The organism is Citrobacter sp. U14242, assembly GCF_046555775.1.
Lineage (GTDB): Bacteria > Pseudomonadota > Gammaproteobacteria > Enterobacterales > Enterobacteriaceae > Citrobacter.
Genome location: NZ_JBKGLW010000010.1, coordinates 114145 through 132132, shown reverse-complemented (window position 1 = coordinate 132132; position 17988 = coordinate 114145). Strand labels below are relative to the sequence as shown.

Genomic DNA, 17988 nt, shown 5'->3' with positions numbered 1-17988 from the left:
GCGTGACTTTAGCGAAATGTTGACGCCCCGACAACTGGAATATGAAAGCAAGGCGTATCGTCGGGATAACGTTTATGCTGTAGGCTGGCAAAAAAAGGAAGCGTACATGTTTACTCTGAGCTGGCAACCGCCTTACGACTGGCCCTGGATGCTGGGGTTTCTTGCCGCCCGTGCCGTTGGGGGTGTAGAGACCGTAGGCACATTGCATTATGCAAGAAGTCTGGCGATTGGCGAGCATCGCGGGGTGGTGAGCGTCGCTCCGGATCTGGAAACCAACGTGCTGCAGGTGACGTTAAGTCCTGGACTGCAGCCCGTAGCTCACGAGTGCCTGGCAAAAATAGAGCGGTTGTTCGATCTGAACTGCTGTCCGCAACACATCGTCCGCGCGTTGGGGAGTCTGGGAGCGGCGCGTCCTGGACTGCGGCTACCGGGCTCGGTTGATGCGTTTGAACAAGGTGTGCGCGCGATTTTGGGGCAGTTGGTCAGCGTGGCGATGGCAGCGAAACTGACGGCGAAAGTGGCACATCTCTATGGTGATACGCTTGCCGATGCGCCAGAGTATGTCTGCTTTCCCACCCCTGAGGCGCTGGCCGTTGCACAACCGCTGGACCTGAAAGCGTTAGGCATGCCGCTCAAACGCGCTGAAGCGCTGATTCATCTGGCTCGGGCGACGCTGGATGGCACACTTCTGCCCGTTGATCCACCTGATATCGAGCAGGGGGTGAAGCATCTACAAACGTTTCCGGGAATTGGGCGCTGGACCGCCAATTATTTCGCGCTACGCGGTTGGCAGGCGAAAGATGTTTTTCTTCCTGACGATTATTTGATCAAACAACGCTTTCCGGGCATGACACCCGCCCAGATCCGGCGCTATGCCGAGCGCTGGAAACCGTGGCGCTCCTATGCGTTATTGCATATCTGGTATACGGAAGGATGGCAGCCGTCAGTTGATAGCGAAGTGACTGGTATTGAGTAGCAGATCCAACGGCTGAGCATCAGCAATGATGTCGCCGTAGATCATATCAATGCCGATACCAGAAAGTGCGTCCATGATCAGTGGCATTTGCACGGGGCCTGCGATCGTTTTGATATCCAGGCGCTGAGCATGGCCCTGGATAATAGAAACCCACATTTCATCCATCAGGTTGCCGTGAACACTGGCGCTAATCTCACTGTCCAGTAACAGGTAATCGACAGCGTGAAACTTCAGGTTTTCAACGATCTCTAAGTCGCGCCCAACCTGGCTTAAAATAATCCGACAACCCGCGTGACGAAGTCGCTGAATGGCCGATATGCTCTGAGCTGGATGCGATTTCATCACTCCGGCTGGTATGGTCAGGTGTAATAAACGTGGCGGTAGCGGGCTATGTTGCAACTGTTCTAACAGTCCATCCACAAGTTCGGTACTCAACAGTCCGGCGGCAGAAAGGGGAAGGGCAATACTGAGTCCCTTACTGGCAATTGCCGTCGCAGCATGCTGGAAAAATTCGTTAAAAACCCGGCGGTCAAGCGCATGATTAAGCGCAGGGTCAACGAGTCCGGTACGGAAGATATGCTCTTCGATAACATCACCGTCCTCTGTTCCCAGACGCAGTGAGAGTAGCCAGAAGCTGAATGTCTCAGGAATGCGTGGAGAGGCCACACCCCGGGCGATCATGAGCATCGGGTTGTGCGCAATAATGTGCTTCTGTTCATCAAACGACAGCAGCTCCCGTGAGGTGTGCGTCTGACTTTGCTGAGGCTCATACACGCAGACCCGCCCACGTCCGCTGTTTTTGGCGGCATAGCAGGCGATATCCGCCTGGGACATGACCTCCGTCGCGACATGATTTTTCTCATCGATCAGCGTAATACCCGCACTGGCGCCTATGCGGTGCAGACGGCCCTCCCACATGAACTGATGTTCGTTGATGGCGCGGATAATACGGCCAGAGATAAAGCGTGCGCTTTCGATGTTGCAATCTGGCAGCAACAGGCCGAATTCATCGCCACCGAGACGCGCCAGTACATCGCTGCTACGCAGCATGCTGAGCATCAGAGACGCCAGTTCGCGCAGCAGGGCATCGCCAGCTGCATGGCCCGCGCTATCGTTCACGGCTTTAAACCGATCCAGATCGATAAAGACCAGAACATGGCATTGATGCGTATCGTGTACGGCTTGCAGCAATTGTTTCAGATGGTTCTCGAAGCTGACCCGGTTAGCAAGATGGGTGAGGTCATCGTGCGACGCGCTGTAGCTCAGCTGGCGTAACATCTTACGTGACTCGGTGACATCCTGAATGACCAGTACGGAGCCAATGCTGCCGCCGTCAAGTGTACTGAGTGGCGTAATGCTGTACTGAATGTCGTAACTGCTGCCGTTACGGCAATGCAGAACCACCTCCTGCTCTATGGCTGTGCGCGACATATCGGCACTGTAGATGTTTTCCATCAATGGGCCGTTATCGCCAAAGGTGATACGCAGCACTGTCAGTAACGGAATACCTATCGCGTCGTCCTGCTGCCAGCCGCTCATCTTCTCGGCAACCGGGTTCATAAAAGTCACGTTCATGTCGACATCAATACAAATCACCGCTTCGCCGATTGAGTCCAGCGTGATGTGCAGGCGTTCTTTTTCCTGGTACAACGCTTCATTGAGCTGCTTCACTTCGGTCATATCCAAATTAATGCCGAGTAAGCGTTCAACTTCTCCGTCTTTATTCAGTACCCGGTTAGCCAACGAGCGGATGTGTCGCACGCCGTCACGCACTGCAATACGAAATTCGAGTTTAAAGGGAATTCGTGCGGCCAGAGAGTCGCGAATCACATTTTCAGCATGCTCGCGATCTTCCGGTACGACGCATTCGTACCAGACTTGCCAACTGGGTTTGATATGCGGCGGGACTTCATAGAGATCGAACATGCGCTTATCCCAACTGATCACGTCGGGTTGGAGTTCCCACTCCCAGATGCCGATACCGCCTGCTTCGTTGGCGAGGGTGATGCGTTCCATCAGCCGCTTATTCATCCACTCGGTGTGCTTCAGGTCGTTTATGTCTTCGACCTGTGCAATAAAGTAGAGCGGGGTGTTGTCGCTGTGGCGTACCAGCGAAACGGCCAGCAATGCCCAGACGACTTCGCCCGCGCGCGTGTAGTAGCGCTTTTCCATGGAGTAGCTATTGATTTCACCACGGGTCAACATGCCGAGTTGTTCGAGGTCGTTATTCAGATCTTCTGGCCAGGTGAGCTGCTGGAAGGTCAGCGCTCTCAGTTCTTCCTGACTGTAGCCAAGAAACTGACACAACGCCTTGTTTGCCTGTAACCACTGCCCTTCGGTACCGACGAGTGCCATGCCAATCGCGGAATATTCCATTGCATTACGAAAACGCGATTCGCTTTCAGAGATGTGTTTTCGCTCGGCCCGAAATGCATACATCACCATAGTCATCATGTTGGCTGGCAACAGAATCATCAAAAACGGCAGCCACGGAATACTTGTCATCACATGCGCTTTTGGGGTGTAGAGCAGCGATGGGTTGGCAGCCAGCATCAGAGAAACCATCATGACGGTGCTGAGGAAAATTAAAAATGCTTCCATACGCGGCAAGCGGACGGCGCTCCACATCAGCAACACAATGACGCAGGTAAACGGCCACGGCACGTACATCATGGAGAGCCAGCTGAACGTTAAAGTGATGAGCAGCGTGATGAGGGTCTCAAGCAGTAAACGGGGATCGCGGTGGCGCAGCAGATAATGAGGCTTGAATAACAGACCCAATGGCACCAGGGCCAGCGCGCCGATGGATTCGGAAAGCACCCAAATGAGAAACGTATTTAACGAGGTTCCCTCCGGGAGCAGTAGCCACATCAGCACACCACCTAACAGCGGTGGAATGACGGCGCTACCCAACGCCAATCGCACCCAGTCATTCAGATTCTGTAAGGGATTGTACCAGGGTAGCAGTTTGCGCAATAACATCGCACCGGCGACCGCTTCAATAATATTGATGGTCGTATAAGTGTAGTTAAGCGAGCCTCCAGGAAAGAACAGCAAAGACGCGCCGATGCTACCGAATGAGCAAGCCAGCGCTATCCCGGGCCACATTTTTCCTGCATGGCGGTAAAACGCCACCATCATGATTGAGGTTGGAAACCAAAGCGGTGCCAGTTGGGTACCGAAACGCGACAGTTCCAGCGAGAATAGCGTAAAGATAAATGCTACCAGACCTAAACTGGCCAGGCGCAGCAGAGGATGGGGTAGGGTAACTAAAACATGTTGGAATTGTTTACTCATTACCACTTTACCCAAATAGCCGATGTCGGCCAGCAGAGTTACCGGCCGCATCACGTTTAATCTTCGTTTATGCTAGTACAAATAATTTACAATTTATACGCCAGTTGCTCATAAATTAACACGCTCAAGCCATTAATTCCTAAGGCGGGTGAATAAAACTTGAGCCTGCTTTAAAATTAACCGTTTTAATTTGCGACAGGGACGCATTGGTGCAGCCTGGGCTGGCATCGCGCTGCTGAAATCCCTATAATTGCCGCGTTTGGCGTTTCGACGCCGCCCTTCCTTACATCCAGGTTAATCAGGTCGCTAAATTTATGACTGATCAGTCCCATCAGTGCGTCATTATCGGCATTGCCGGCGCATCGGCTTCCGGCAAGAGTCTTATTGCCAGTACTCTTTATCGCGAATTGCGCGAACAAGTAGGTGACGAACATATTGGCGTTATTCCCGAAGACAGCTATTACAAAGATCAAAGCCATCTGTCGATGGAAGAACGCGTAAAAACGAACTACGACCATCCGAACGCGATGGATCACAGTTTGCTGTTTCAGCATCTGCAAACACTTAAACGTGGCTCTGCCATTGAATTGCCCGTTTATAGCTATGTTGAACACACGCGCACACAAGAAACTATTCATATTGAACCTAAGAAAGTCATTATTCTGGAAGGCATTTTGTTGCTGACGGATGCGCGTTTGCGTGATGAAATGAACTTCTCTATTTTTGTTGATACGCCGTTGGATATTTGCCTGATGCGCCGTATCAAGCGGGATGTGAATGAACGTGGTCGTTCAATGGATTCGGTGATGGCGCAATACCAAAAAACCGTACGTCCGATGTTCCTGCAATTTATTGAGCCTTCAAAACAATACGCCGATATCATCGTGCCTCGCGGGGGTAAAAACCGCATCGCTATCGATATTCTGAAGGCGAAAATCAGTCAGTTCTTTGAATAAGTTCAGCGAATTGTGTACCGTTCAGTGATAACCTGGTTCACCCTTAACGCGCCTGGCATTAAGGGGTTGAAGCACGAAAGGAGAAAGTGCCATGCGTTTATGTGACCGAGATATTGAAGCCTGGTTGGATGAAGGTCGTCTGTCGATCAATCCACGTCCTCCTGTCGAGCGTATCAACGGCGCAACGGTAGATGTGCGTCTTGGAAACAAATTTCGTACGTTCCGCGGTCATACGGCGGCGTATATCGATTTGAGCGGACCGAAGGATGAGGTCAGCGCTGCGCTTGACCGCGTAATGAGTGATGAAATTGTCCTCAAAGATGGTGAAGCGTTTTTCCTGCATCCAGGTGAATTAGCGCTGGCGGTCACTTTCGAATCCGTAACGCTGCCTTCCGACCTTGTTGGCTGGTTAGACGGCCGTTCTTCGCTGGCACGTCTGGGACTGATGGTACACGTTACTGCACACCGTATTGATCCGGGTTGGTCGGGGTGCATCGTCCTGGAATTTTACAACTCAGGAAAATTACCGTTGGCGCTGCGCCCCGGTATGCCGATTGGTGCACTGAGCTTCGAACCGCTTTCCGGCCCGGCAGCGCGACCTTACAACCGCCGTCAGGATGCGAAGTATCGCGATCAGCAGGGCGCGGTAGCCAGCCGGATCGATAAAGACTGAGTGTTTTTCAGTCCATTGGGGATAGCATGAGACGATTTCTGACGACGTTGATGATTCTTCTGGTCGTGCTGGTGGCCGGTTTCTCTGCGTTAGTATTGTTGGTGAATCCGAACGATTTCCGCGCATACATGGTGAAGCAAGTTGCTGCGCGTAGCGGATATCAACTGCAGTTGGATGGTCCTCTGCGCTGGCACGTGTGGCCCCAGTTGAGCATTCTCTCCGGGCGCATGGTGCTAACGGCCGACGGTGCCAGAGAACCTCTGGTTCGTGCCGACAATATGCGTCTGGACGTCGCCTTGTTGCCGTTGTTGAGTCATCAACTCAGCGTAAAGCAAGTCATGCTCAAAGGCGCGGTGATTCAACTCACACCTGAAACCGAGGCTGTGCGTGGAGTCGATGCCCCTGTTGCGCCAAAAGATAATACACTGCCGGATCTGGCAGAAGATCGTGGATGGTCGTTTGATATCGCTCGCCTGCGCGTGGCTGACAGCGTTCTGGTATTCCAGCATGAAGACGATGAACAGATAACGGTTCGTGATATTCACCTGAATATGGAACAGGATGTCCAACATCGCGGAACGTTCGATATCACCGGCCGCGTTAACCGCGACCAGCGCGACCTGACGTTGTCCATCAGCGGCGCTGTCGATGCGTCTGACTATCCGCATGATTTAGTCGCTAACATTGAGCAGCTAAGCTGGCAGTTACAGGGCGCTGACTTGCCGCCGCAGGGGATCCGCGGCCAGGGTCAGCTTCAGGCGCGGTGGCAGGAAGAGAAAAAACAGCTCGCTTTTACTCAAATTAACTTAACTGCGAATGACAGTTCACTCGCCGGGCAAGCTCTGGTAACGCTGGCGGAGAAACCCGCATGGGATGTCGATCTGAAATTCGGCCAGCTCAATCTGGATAACCTGCTCGTACAGCATGACGCTCTGACGGCGACAGATACCGGGGCACAGCAGAGTCAGAGTCAGAGCCAGTCGACTCTGGCGCGACCGGTCATTGCCTCGCAGGTTGATGCCGTCTCTTACCAGGGGCTGAAAGGATTTTCCGCCAATATAGCACTTCAGGCGGATAAAGTTCTCTGGCGGAAAATGGCCTTTGATAATGTTTCTGCAAAAATTGTCAATCAGGCTGGCTTGCTGAATATCAATGAGTTACAGGGAAAAAGTGACGGTGGGTTGATCTCGCTTCCTGGCGCGCTGGATGCCAGAAAAGGCTCACCACGGGCCGTCTTTCATCCACGACTGGAAGGCGTAGAAATCGGCACTATCCTGAAAGCCTTTGACTACCCGATAGCCCTTACTGGCAAGCTGTCACTGGCTGGCGATTTTTCGGGCTCTGACATTGATGCGCAGGCATTTCGTCACAGCTGGCAAGGACAGGCCAATGTTGAGATGAGTGGCACGCGTATGGAAGGCATGAACTTCCAGCAACTGGTGCAACAGGCGGTTGAGCGTAGCGGCGGCAATGCAAGCTCACAACAGGATTTGGATAATGCGACGCGGCTGGATCGCTTTGTGACCGATCTGACGCTGGATAACGGCAAGGTTACGCTGGATAACATGGAAGGGCAGTCCGCCATGCTGGCGCTTTCGGGTAAGGGCACGTTAGATCTGGTTGAGCAAAATTGTGATACTCAGTTTAACGTACGCGTGCTGGGCGGATGGAATGGGGAAAGCAAATTGATCGATTTCCTCAAAGCGACTCCGGTTCCGCTCAGGGTCTATGGCAAATGGCAGTCGCTGAACTATAACCTGCAGGTTGACCAACTCTTGCGTAAGTATATGCAGGATGAAGCGAAACGCCGATTGAACGACTGGGCCGATCGCAACCAGGACTCCCGCAACGGCAAAGACGTTAAAAAGCTGCTGGATAAACTTTGAACCCTTGAGCCGGATGGCGCTTTAGCGCCATCCGGCATATCGCTTATACCTCGTAATCCATCTCTTCTTCACTGCGCAGTGGTATCAACTGGACTTTCTGCACCCGATGGTTTTCTACTTGCAAGGTTTTCAGCAAATAGTCACCCACTTGTACTTCCTCTCCGGTTTTCGGGATACGCTGCAGATACTCCATTAACAGCCCGGCAATGGTGTGGTACTCACGTTTATCATCTAATGGGAGCGGGACATACTGTACCAGGTCTTCCAGCGGCATATGGCCGTTTGCCGTCCACGACCCATCGGCATTTTTCTGAATATCATGACGCGCGTCGATCTCTTCGACTTCATTTGGCAAGTTACCCGCGATGGTTTCCATCACGTCGCTCAGCGTCACGATTCCTTCCACCGAACCAAATTCATCGGCCACAAAAGCGAAGTGCGTACGGGCATTACGGAACTGCTCCAGCGCCGGAAGGAGCGGCAGGGTTTCCGGGAATACCAACGGCTGGCGAAGTAAGACGCGCAAATCGAGTGGTTCGCCACGCAGCGACTGTTGCAGAAGGTCAATCACATGCACCACACCGAGCAGTTCTTCCTGTTCATCTTCTCCGGTTACGACCAGACGCGTATGCTGGTTTTTCTCCAGGAGTGTGCGAATTTCAGCTTCCGGGGCATTGAGATCAATGTGCTCGATATCATGGCGTGACGTCATGATGCTGCTGACGGTTCGCTGATTAAGGTTCAGTACGCGTTCAATCATCCGCCGTTCTTGTGGTGCAAAAATCTGGCCTTCATGATGATCCGCCAACATGGCGGCAGTTTCGGCATCCAGCTCGGCATCTTCTTTTTGACCGCTTATCAGACGCATCACCGCCTCGGCGGTACGCTGGCGTAACGTGTGGTTAGCCGACAGGAAACGACGACGGTTAAAAATAGCCAGCTGGTTCAGGGCTTCTATCATGACCGAGAAGCCGATAGCCGCGTACAGATAGCCTTTCGGTATGCGAAAACCAAAGCCTTCCGCGACCAGGCTGAAACCAATCATCAGCAGGAAGCTCAGGCACAGGATAACGATAGTTGGGTGGCTGTTAACAAAGCGGGTCAACGATTTACTGGCCAGCATCATCAGGCTGATGGCAATAATCACCGCCGCCATCATGACCGCCAGATGATCAACCATGCCAACAGCGGTGATCACAGAGTCCAGTGAGAAAATGGCGTCCAGTACCACAATTTGCGCGACCACGCCCCAAAATTTCGCACCCCGACGCTGAGTGGGATTGTCGCTGTCTTTCCCTTCCAGCCTTTCGTTAAGCTCCATCGTCGCTTTGAACAGCAGGAAGAAGCCGCCAAATAGCATGATCAGGTCACGGGCGCTGAAGCTGAAGCCCCGAATGCTGAACAGAGGTGTGGTCAGCGTCACCAGCCATGATATTGACGCCAACAGCAGCAGGCGCATGACCATCGCCAGTAGTAGCCCGGTAATACGCGCCTTATCCCGCTGGGCTGGAGGGAGTTTCTCCGCGAGGATGGCAATAAAAACAAGATTATCAATGCCAAGAACGAGTTCTATCACGATTAACGTGACGAGTCCGGCCCAGATTGACGGATCGGCAATCCATTCCATAGTAAATGCTATACCCATAGTTATATGACAATTGTCACAATTCGATCATGGGTAAAACCGGCGAAAAATGCAATGGCGAGAAGGGATTTCTCTGCCGTTTATATCAGGACAGGGGCGAGAGAATAGCCTGAAGGTAACTGCAAGAAATGGTTTTATTTATCCACTTATATTTAGGAAATATCGCAGGTTGGATATTTATATATTAGCATTGTCAACATCAATAAAATCTTAAAAATATACATGCCCCGCACTTAATATTAATCTTAAAAGGCTACGTTTCAGACTTGTTATCTTGCCTGCTATTCGGTTAGCTGCAACAATTCTTCCCGTAATAATCAAAAGATAAATATTCTGTCAGTATCGCATCATGCTATTTCTGGTGGGCTGGTGCTATGACAATGATGAACATTGCGAGGATGGTAAAAATATAAATTAATCAGTGCATTGGTAGCTAATGAAGCCAGGGGCGGTAGCGTGTCTGGTCGCCTGATGATAAACCTAAATTATTCTGTCAAGAGACAGCGGATGAATCTATTTTTTTTGGACTGATGCCAGTTAAATTTCTATTCAATTAACGGCAAGGTAAATGCAAACAGGTGTAATCGCTATTTAAAATGCACGTGATAATGACTCTGCCAAAGTGATAAATAATCAATGATGAAATCCAAACTTAAATTGATACCAGTATTGGTGTCGGTAATATTGATCAACGGTTGTACCGTGCTTCCGGGCAGCAATATGTCTACCATGGGCAAAGATGTGATTAAGCAACAGGATGCCGATTTTGATATCAACCGGATGGTGAATGTTTATCCACTGACCCCTCGACTGGTTGAACAATTGCGTCCGCGACCGAATGTTGCTCAACCTAACATGTCGCTGGATCAGGAGATCTCCGGGTATCAGTACCGGATTGGCCCCGGCGATGTCCTGAATGTCACCGTCTGGGATCACCCCGAACTCACCACGCCTGCGGGACAGTATCGTAGCTCAAGCGATACGGGAAACTGGGTGCAACCTGATGGCACCATGTTTTATCCCTACATTGGCAAAGTGAGCGTGGTGGGAAAAACGTTGGCAGAAATTCGTAGTGATATTACCGGGCGCTTAGCGAAGTACATCGCGGACCCGCAGGTGGACGTTAATATCGCCGCATTCCGCTCGCAAAAGGCATATGTCTCCGGGCAGGTGAATAAATCCGGTCAACAGGCCATCACCAACGTACCTCTTACCATCCTTGATGCTATTAATGCCGCAGGCGGCCTCACTGAAGAGGCTGACTGGCGCAACGTTGTGCTGACCCACAAAGGGCAGGAGCAACGAATTTCGCTGCAAGCGCTAATGCAAAATGGCGATCTAAGCCAGAACCGTCTGCTCTATCCTGGCGATATTCTGTTTGTCCCGCGAAATGACGACCTGAAAGTGTTCGTGATGGGCGAAGTGAAAAAACAGAGCACCCTCAAGATGGACTTCAGCGGTATGACGCTCACCGAAGCGCTGGGCAATGCGGAGGGCATCGACCTGACCACCTCCAATGCCAGCGGCATCTTCGTGATTCGTCCATTAAAAGGCGAGGGCGGGCATAACGGCAAGATCGCCAATATCTACCAGCTTGATATGTCCGACGCGACATCGTTGGTGATGGCGACCTCTTTCCGACTTCAGCCTTACGATGTGGTGTATGTCACGACCGCGCCGGTTGCTCGCTGGAACCGTTTGATCAATCAGTTGCTGCCGACCATTAGCGGTGTTCGTTATATGACGGATACGGCCAGCGACCTCCACAACTGGTAATCATGATGTTTAACAAAATATTAGTTGTCTGCGTGGGGAACATTTGCCGCTCTCCGACGGCAGAGCGCTTGTTAAGGCAATTCCATCCGGCGTTGACGGTTTCTTCCGCTGGCCTCGGCGCGCTGGTAGGCAGGGGCGCAGATCCGCGCGCCATGAGTGTGGCTCAGGCACATAACTTGTCGCTGGAAAATCATTGTGCGCGGCAGATCTCGGGACGGATGTGCCGGGAGTATGACCTGATCCTGACCATGGAAAAACGCCATATTACGGCGTTGTGTGAAATGGTGCCGGAGATGCGTGGCAAAGTGATGCTGTTCGGCCATTGGGACAGCGAACGCGAAATACCCGACCCGTATCGCAAAAGCCGTGATGCATTTGATGCGGTGTATGCACTACTTGAGCGGTCTGCCCACCAATGGGCTCAGGCACTGAATGCGGAGCAGGGAAAACAATGACAGAGAAAGAAAAACCGTCTGCAACGTCGGTAACTGGCAACGATGAAATCGATATCGGACGTCTGGTTGGGACAGTCGTCGAAGCACGCTGGTGGGTTCTGGGCATAACCGCCGCATTTGCGCTGTGTGCGGCAGTCTATACCCTGTTTGCCACGCCGATCTACAGTGCCGATGCGCTGGTGCAAATTGAACAAAATACCGGAAACTCGTTAGTCCAGGATATTGGCTCGGCGTTATCCAACAAGCCACCGGCCTCTGAAGCGGAAATTCAACTTATACAGTCGCGACGGGTATTGGGCAAAACGGTAGACGATCTCAATCTGGATATTTCCGTTACTAAAGATACATTTCCTCTTTTTGGTGCCGGTTGGGACCGACTGATGGGCCGCCAGAATGAAACGGTCAATGTGACGACCTTCACCTTGCCAACGTCAATGAATGAACAGACTTTCACGTTGAGTGTACTGAACGATAAAAGTTATCAACTGGTGAGTGACGGTGGCTTTAGTGCGCGTGGTCAGGTTGGGCAGTTACTGAACCATGACGGTGTATCGATGCTGGTTGAGGCGATTCATGCCAGTCCGGGTAGCGAATTTACCGTCAGTAAGTTCTCCACGCTTGGCACAATCAACAATCTGCAAAATAACCTGATGGTGACGGAAACAGGTAAAGATACCGGGGTTTTGAGCCTGATCTTTACGGGGGAAGATCGTGAACAAATCCGCCAGATCCTCGACAGTATTACCCGCAACTATCTGCAACAAAACGTGGAGCGTAAATCTGAAGAGGCCGCCAAAAGCCTGGCATTTCTGGCAAAACAATTGCCAGAGGTGCGCAACCGTCTGGACGTTGCCGAAAACAAGCTGAATGCATTTCGTCAGGATAAAGACTCCGTCGATTTGCCGCTGGAGGCCAAAGCGGTACTGGATTCGATGGTCAACATTGATGCTCAATTAAATGAACTGACCTTCAAAGAAGCTGAGATTTCCAAACTGTTCACCAAAGCGCATCCCGCGTACCGCACGTTGCTGGAAAAACGCCAGGCACTGGAGGATGAAAAAAACAAGCTGAACGGGCGCGTAACAGCAATGCCGAAAACGCAGCAGGAAATTGTCCGCCTGACGCGTGACGTGGAGTCTGGCCAGCAGGTCTATATGCAACTGCTGAATAAACAGCAGGAGCTGAAGATCACGGAAGCCAGTACGGTTGGCGATGTGCGCATTGTCGACCCCGCTATTGCTCAGCCCGGTGTCCTGAAACCGAAAACGGCGCTGATTATTCTCGGGAGTCTCCTTCTCGGTTTAATGCTTTCAGTGGTTGGCGTGCTGCTACGGTCGCTGTTCAATCGCGGTATTGAAAGCCCACAGGTGCTTGAAGAGCACGGCATCAGCGTGTATGCCAGCATTCCCTTGTCAGAATGGCAAAAAGCCCGTGATAACGTGCAGACCATTAAAGGCGTTAAGCGCTATAAGCAGAGCCAGTTGCTGGCGGTGGGTAATCCGACTGACCTGGCAATAGAAGCGGTGCGCAGTCTGCGTACCAGCCTGCACTTCGCCATGATGCAATCACGTAATAATGTGCTGATGCTTACCGGGGTCAGCCCGTCGATCGGCAAAACGTTTGTCTGTGCCAACCTGGCTGCGGTTATCAGTCAGACCAACAAGCGCGTGCTGCTGATCGACTGTGATATGCGTAAAGGTTATACCCATGAGCTGCTCGGGACCAATAACGTCAACGGTCTGTCTGAGATCCTCAGCGGCAAGGGTGACATTCCCTCCTGTGCCAAACCGACTTCAATTGCACATTTTGACCTGGTCCCTCGTGGGCAGGTTCCCCCTAATCCTTCAGAACTGCTGATGAGCGAACGCTTTGGCGAGCTGATGACCTGGGCTAGCGCAAACTATGACCTGGTGCTGATTGATACGCCGCCAATACTGGCCGTGACCGATGCGGCTATCGTTGGCCGTCACGTCGGAACCACGCTGATGGTGGCGCGTTACGCGGTCAACACGCTGAAAGAGGTGGAAACCAGTCTGAGTCGCTTCGGGCAAAACGGTATTCAGGTGAAAGGGGTGATCCTCAACTCCATCTTCCGGCGCGCCAGCGGGTATCAGGATTACGGCTACTACGAATATGAGTACACCTCGGATTCGAAATAAAGAACGAACATTGCCGGATGGCGGCTTCCAAAAACATATTTATACCCTGAATAACTCGAGTTGCAGGAAGTCAACGCACATGCAACCTGAAGTATGACAGGGATATCTGGGACAAAAAAATGACGACAGACAATCCGCTAATTTCTATTTATATGCCCACCTGGAACCGCCAGCAGTTGGCTATCCGGGCGATTAAATCGGTGCTGCGCCAGGACTATAGCCACTGGGAAATGATCATTGTTGATGATTGCTCTTCCGGGTATGAGCAACTGCAACAATTTGTTGAGGCGTTAAACGATCCACGCGTGAGCTATACGCATAACGATATAAACTCCGGCGCGTGCGCAGTACGCAATCAGGCCATCATGCAGGCCAGTGGGCAGTACATGACGGGGATTGATGATGACGATGAGTGGACGCCGAATCGCCTGAGCACATTCCTTCAGTCTCGTCATCAACTGGTGACACACGCTTTTTTATACGCTGATGATTATGTCTGTGACGGTGAGGTTTATTCACAGCCAGCCAGTCTGCCGCTGTATCCAAAGTCGATGTACACACGACGCCGATTCTATAAACGCAATATCATTGGCAATCAGGTCTTTAGCTGGGCGTGGCGTTTCAAAGCATGCCTGTTTGATACGACGTTAAAAGCCGCGCAGGATTACGACATTTTTCTGCGCATGGTAGTGGCCTACGGTAAGCCCTGGAAGGTAAAAGAGGCGACGCAGATCCTGCATGTGAATCACGGCGAGATGCGCATTACTTCCTCTCCACATAAGTTCTCCGGTTATTTCCAGTTCTATCGCAAGCACAAAGGTAAATTTGACCGGGCGAGTAAAAAATATCAGCTGTTTACCCTTTATCAGATTCGTAACAAGCGGATGAACTGGCGCACATTGCTGACGTTGCTTTCCATCCGCAACGGTAAGCGCCTGGCTGACGGTCTGCGAGGACGTTAAGTATGCGAAGTCAATATGTGCGAGCAAAGGTAATGTAATGAATATTTTGCAATTTAATGTTCGGCTTGCCGAAGGCGGGGCGGCAGGGGTCGCGCTGGATTTACACCTGCGTGCGCTGGAAAAGGGGTGGTCGTCGCGGTTTGTATACGGCTATGGCAAAAGCGGCAAGAAAAGCGCCAGTCACGGGAATTATTCGCACGTGATCCAACATACACCGCGTTTGACGTCGGCGGTGAATATTGCGCTGTTTCGCCTCGCAAACCGCGATCTGTTTGGCAACCTCAACAGTCTGTACCGCACAATTACCCGCACCGTGGGCCCGTTGGTTCTGCATTTCCATGTGTTGCACAGTTACTGGCTGAACCTCGAAGAGGTGGTGGCGTTTTGTCAAAAGGTGAAGGCACATAAGCCCGATATCACCGTTGTCTGGACGCTGCACGATCACTGGAGTGTTACCGGACGCTGCGCTTTTACCGATGGCTGCGAAGGCTGGAAAACAGGCTGCCAGAAATGCCCAACGTTAAGCAACTATCCCCCGGTTAACGTTGATAAAGCACATCAGCAACTGCCCGGTAAACGTCAAATGTTTCGTACGATGCTGGCGCTTGGCTGCCAGTTTATCTCGCCCAGTCAACATGTAGCGGAAGCATTTAACAGCCTGTACGGTGCCGGGCGTTGTCACATCATCAATAACGGTATCGATGTGGCGACAGAAGCGATTCTTGCTGACTTGCCGGTTCAATATGAGCCGCTGGGCAAACCGAAGATTGCCGTGGTGGCCCACGATTTGCGCTATGACGGCAAAACCCGCCAGCAACTGGTCCAGGCGCTTATCGCGCTCGGTGACAAAATAGAGCTGCATACCTTCGGTAAGTTTTCCCCGTTTGCCGGAGCAAACGTCATCAACCATGGGTTTGAAAGTGACAAACGAACCTTGATGGGGGCGCTAAATCAGATGGATGGGCTGGTGTTCAGTTCACAGGTTGATAACTACCCGCTAATCTTGTGCGAAGCGCTTTCTATCGGTGTACCGGTTATCGCCACGCACAGCGAGGCGGCACAGGAAGTGCTGGCAAAATCAGGCGGTAAAACGTTCAGTGAAGCGGATGTTCTGCGTCTGGTACAACTGAAAAAATCAGAAATTGCACAGGCGGTATTTGACACCACGCTGGCTACCTTTAGCCAGCAGAGCCGGACAGCATACAGTGGGCAACAGATGCTGGAGGAATATGTCTCGTACTATCAGGGTCTGTAGCTATCTGGTGTTACCGCTGCTTTATCTGCTGGTTAACGTCAAACTTGCGCAACTGGGTGAAAGTTTCCCTGTCACCGTTGTCACTTTTTTACCGCTGTTGTTACTGCTGTTTGTCGACCGTATCAATATTAAAAAGCTGTTGATTGCGTTGGGCGTGGGTGGGGGCCTGACGGTGTTTAACTACCTGTTTGGCCAATCGCTGGATGCCAGCAAATATGTAACATCTGCCATGTTGTTTATCTATACCGTGATCATTATTGGCATGGTGTGGAGCATCCGCTTCAACATCATTTCACCGCATAACTATCCTAAAATTTTACGTTTATTCTGGCTGGTGGTGGGGTTAGTGGTCGGTCTGGCTGCCGTTGAAATGGTACAGATCATTCTCAGTGGTGGCAGCAGTATAATGGAAGCTATTTCGAAATATCTTATTTACAGCAATAGCTATGTTCTGAACTTTATTAAGTTTGGTGGAAAACGTACCACTGCACTCTATTTTGAGCCTGCATTTTTCGCTCTGGCGTTAATCTCAATTTGGCTCAGCATCAAACAGTTTGGTATCAAAACGCCCAGGACCGATGCTATGATTCTGACAGGGGTGATATTGTCAGGATCGTTTTCGGGAGTAATGACATTTATTTTGTTTTATCTACTGGAGTGGGCGTTTCAGTATCTGAATAAGGATGCGATAAAAAAGAAGTTACCCTTGGCGATTATCTCACTGAGTGTGTTTATGGTGGGCATGATATTTGCCTTCCCCTACATCACGACGCGTCTTGGTGATTTAGGTACAGAAGGCTCTTCATCTTATTATCGCATAGTAGGACCGTTGGTCATGGTTGGATATTCATTACTGAATGTCGACGGTGTGGTGAGATTTGGCTCACTTTATGAATATGTTGCATCATTCGGAATCTTTAACGGTGCAGATGTAGGTAAAACGATAGACAATGGTTTGTATCTGTTAATTATCTATTTTTCGTGGTTCGCCGTAATATTATCCCTGTGGTACATGGGGAAAATAGCGAAAATGATGATGAATGCGTTTGGTGATAATCAGAATTATCGGGTGCAACTTTATCTTTTTACACCGTTGTCGTTGTTTTTCACCGGTTCAGTATTTAGTCCGGAATACGCATTTTTAATCGTATGTCCGTTTATTTTGCGCAAGGCGCTGAATATCGCGAGGTAATTGACATGCTGCTGAGTATTATCACCGTCGCTTTCCGCAATCTGGACGGGATCGTCAAAACCCATGCGTCACTGGCGCATCTTGCGCAGGCGAACGATATCAGCTTTGAGTGGATTGTTATCGATGGGGGGTCTGCAGATGGTACGCCGGCGTTCCTGGAGAATCTCAATGGAGAGCACCAGTTACGTTTTGTCAGCGAGCCTGATAACGGTCTCTACGATGCAATGAACAAAGGTATCGCTATGGCGCGCGGGCGTTTTGCACTATTTCTCAACTCTGGAGATATTCTGCATGCCGATTCTGCACATTTTATCCGCCAGTTAAAAACGCAGAGTGATAAAACGATGGTGATTGGCGATGCATTGCTGGATTTTGGTAATGGTAAAAAAATGACGCGCCGGGCTAAACCAGGTTGGTATATTTACCACAGTTTGCCAGCCAGCCATCAGGCAATATTTTTCCCGCTGACGGGCCTGCAAACCTGGCATTATGATTTGCAATATAAAATATCATCGGATTATGCGCTGGCAGCAAAATTATACAAGTCCGGGTTCGCTTTTAAAAAACTGACTGGTTTAGTCTCGGAGTTTTCCATGGGTGGTGTATCGACTACGAATAATCTTGAATTGTGTCGGGATGCCAAAAGAGTTCAACGTCAAATATTGCGCATGCCCGGTTTTTGGGCTGGGTTTTCTGAATACATACGTCTGCGTACAACCGGTAAGACAAAACACTTATATGGTAAAACGTAAGGTC

General features: G+C 50.9%; 13 protein-coding genes. 11 read left to right on the top strand and 2 right to left on the bottom strand.

Annotation, left to right across the window (positions count from 1 at the left end; genetic code table 11):
• Window positions 1-106 precede the first annotated feature (106 nt).
• Window positions 107-976, top strand: coding sequence for a DNA-3-methyladenine glycosylase 2 (gene alkA, locus ACLJXE_RS17635; protein ID WP_410751546.1), 870 nt, complete (start codon window positions 107-109; stop codon window positions 974-976).
• Here the strand turns inward: alkA and ACLJXE_RS17630 are convergent.
• Window positions 944-4273 carry a diguanylate cyclase gene (locus tag ACLJXE_RS17630; RefSeq protein ID WP_410751606.1) on the bottom strand — a complete coding sequence of 1110 codons (3330 nt, stop codon included), beginning with the start codon at window positions 4271-4273 and terminating at the stop codon, window positions 944-946. The genes alkA and ACLJXE_RS17630 overlap by 33 nt on opposite strands.
• A 314-nt stretch (window positions 4274-4587) precedes the next feature.
• Between ACLJXE_RS17630 and udk the strand changes: the two genes are divergently transcribed.
• From udk to asmA, 3 genes are all read left to right on the top strand, one after another.
• A complete protein-coding gene (gene udk / locus ACLJXE_RS17625; protein WP_005128328.1) occupies window positions 4588-5229 on the top strand; it encodes a uridine kinase in 642 nt (213 codons plus the stop codon).
• 91 nt (window positions 5230-5320) lie between these two features.
• Complete coding sequence (dcd, locus tag ACLJXE_RS17620) at window positions 5321-5902, top strand: dCTP deaminase (RefSeq protein WP_003036774.1); 582 nt, start codon at window positions 5321-5323, stop codon at window positions 5900-5902.
• A 26-nt stretch (window positions 5903-5928) separates the two neighbouring features.
• Window positions 5929-7788, top strand: a complete 1860-nt coding sequence (asmA, locus tag ACLJXE_RS17615; RefSeq protein ID WP_410751545.1) for an outer membrane assembly protein AsmA — start codon at window positions 5929-5931, stop codon at window positions 7786-7788.
• A 43-nt stretch (window positions 7789-7831) separates the two neighbouring features.
• On the opposite strand, the gene ACLJXE_RS17610 is transcribed toward asmA, so the two are convergent.
• Window positions 7832-9415, bottom strand: a complete 1584-nt coding sequence (locus tag ACLJXE_RS17610) for a TerC family protein (protein ID WP_410751544.1) — start codon at window positions 9413-9415, stop codon at window positions 7832-7834.
• A 654-nt stretch (window positions 9416-10069) separates the two neighbouring features.
• Here ACLJXE_RS17610 and ACLJXE_RS17605 point away from each other — a divergent pair.
• From ACLJXE_RS17605 to wcaE, 7 genes are all read left to right on the top strand, one after another.
• Entirely contained in the window at window positions 10070-11209 is a 1140-nt protein-coding gene (locus tag ACLJXE_RS17605; protein WP_410751543.1) for a polysaccharide export protein, read from the top strand.
• 5 nt (window positions 11210-11214) lie between these two features.
• Window positions 11215-11664 (top strand): low molecular weight protein-tyrosine-phosphatase Wzb, encoded by a 450-nt coding sequence (gene wzb, locus ACLJXE_RS17600; RefSeq protein ID WP_410751605.1) that lies wholly within the window; start codon window positions 11215-11217, stop codon window positions 11662-11664.
• The gene (wzc, locus tag ACLJXE_RS17595) at window positions 11661-13823 is read left to right on the top strand and encodes a tyrosine-protein kinase Wzc (RefSeq protein WP_410751542.1); all 2163 of its coding nucleotides are present in this window, start codon (window positions 11661-11663) and stop codon (window positions 13821-13823) included. Before wzb ends, wzc begins: the two co-directional genes overlap by 4 nt.
• A gap of 119 nt (window positions 13824-13942) precedes the next feature.
• The gene (gene wcaA / locus ACLJXE_RS17590) at window positions 13943-14785 is read left to right on the top strand and encodes a colanic acid biosynthesis glycosyltransferase WcaA (protein WP_286628130.1); all 843 of its coding nucleotides are present in this window, start codon (window positions 13943-13945) and stop codon (window positions 14783-14785) included.
• A gap of 37 nt (window positions 14786-14822) precedes the next feature.
• Entirely contained in the window at window positions 14823-16040 is a 1218-nt protein-coding gene (gene wcaC, locus ACLJXE_RS17585) for a colanic acid biosynthesis glycosyltransferase WcaC (protein ID WP_410751541.1), read from the top strand.
• Entirely contained in the window at window positions 16015-17232 is a 1218-nt protein-coding gene (wcaD, locus tag ACLJXE_RS17580) for a colanic acid polymerase WcaD (RefSeq protein ID WP_410751540.1), read from the top strand. The genes wcaC and wcaD overlap by 26 nt, the downstream gene beginning before the upstream one ends.
• A gap of 5 nt (window positions 17233-17237) precedes the next feature.
• Window positions 17238-17984, top strand: coding sequence for a colanic acid biosynthesis glycosyltransferase WcaE (gene wcaE / locus ACLJXE_RS17575; RefSeq protein ID WP_410751539.1), 747 nt, complete (start codon window positions 17238-17240; stop codon window positions 17982-17984).
• The last annotated feature ends 4 nt before the right edge of the window (window positions 17985-17988 follow it).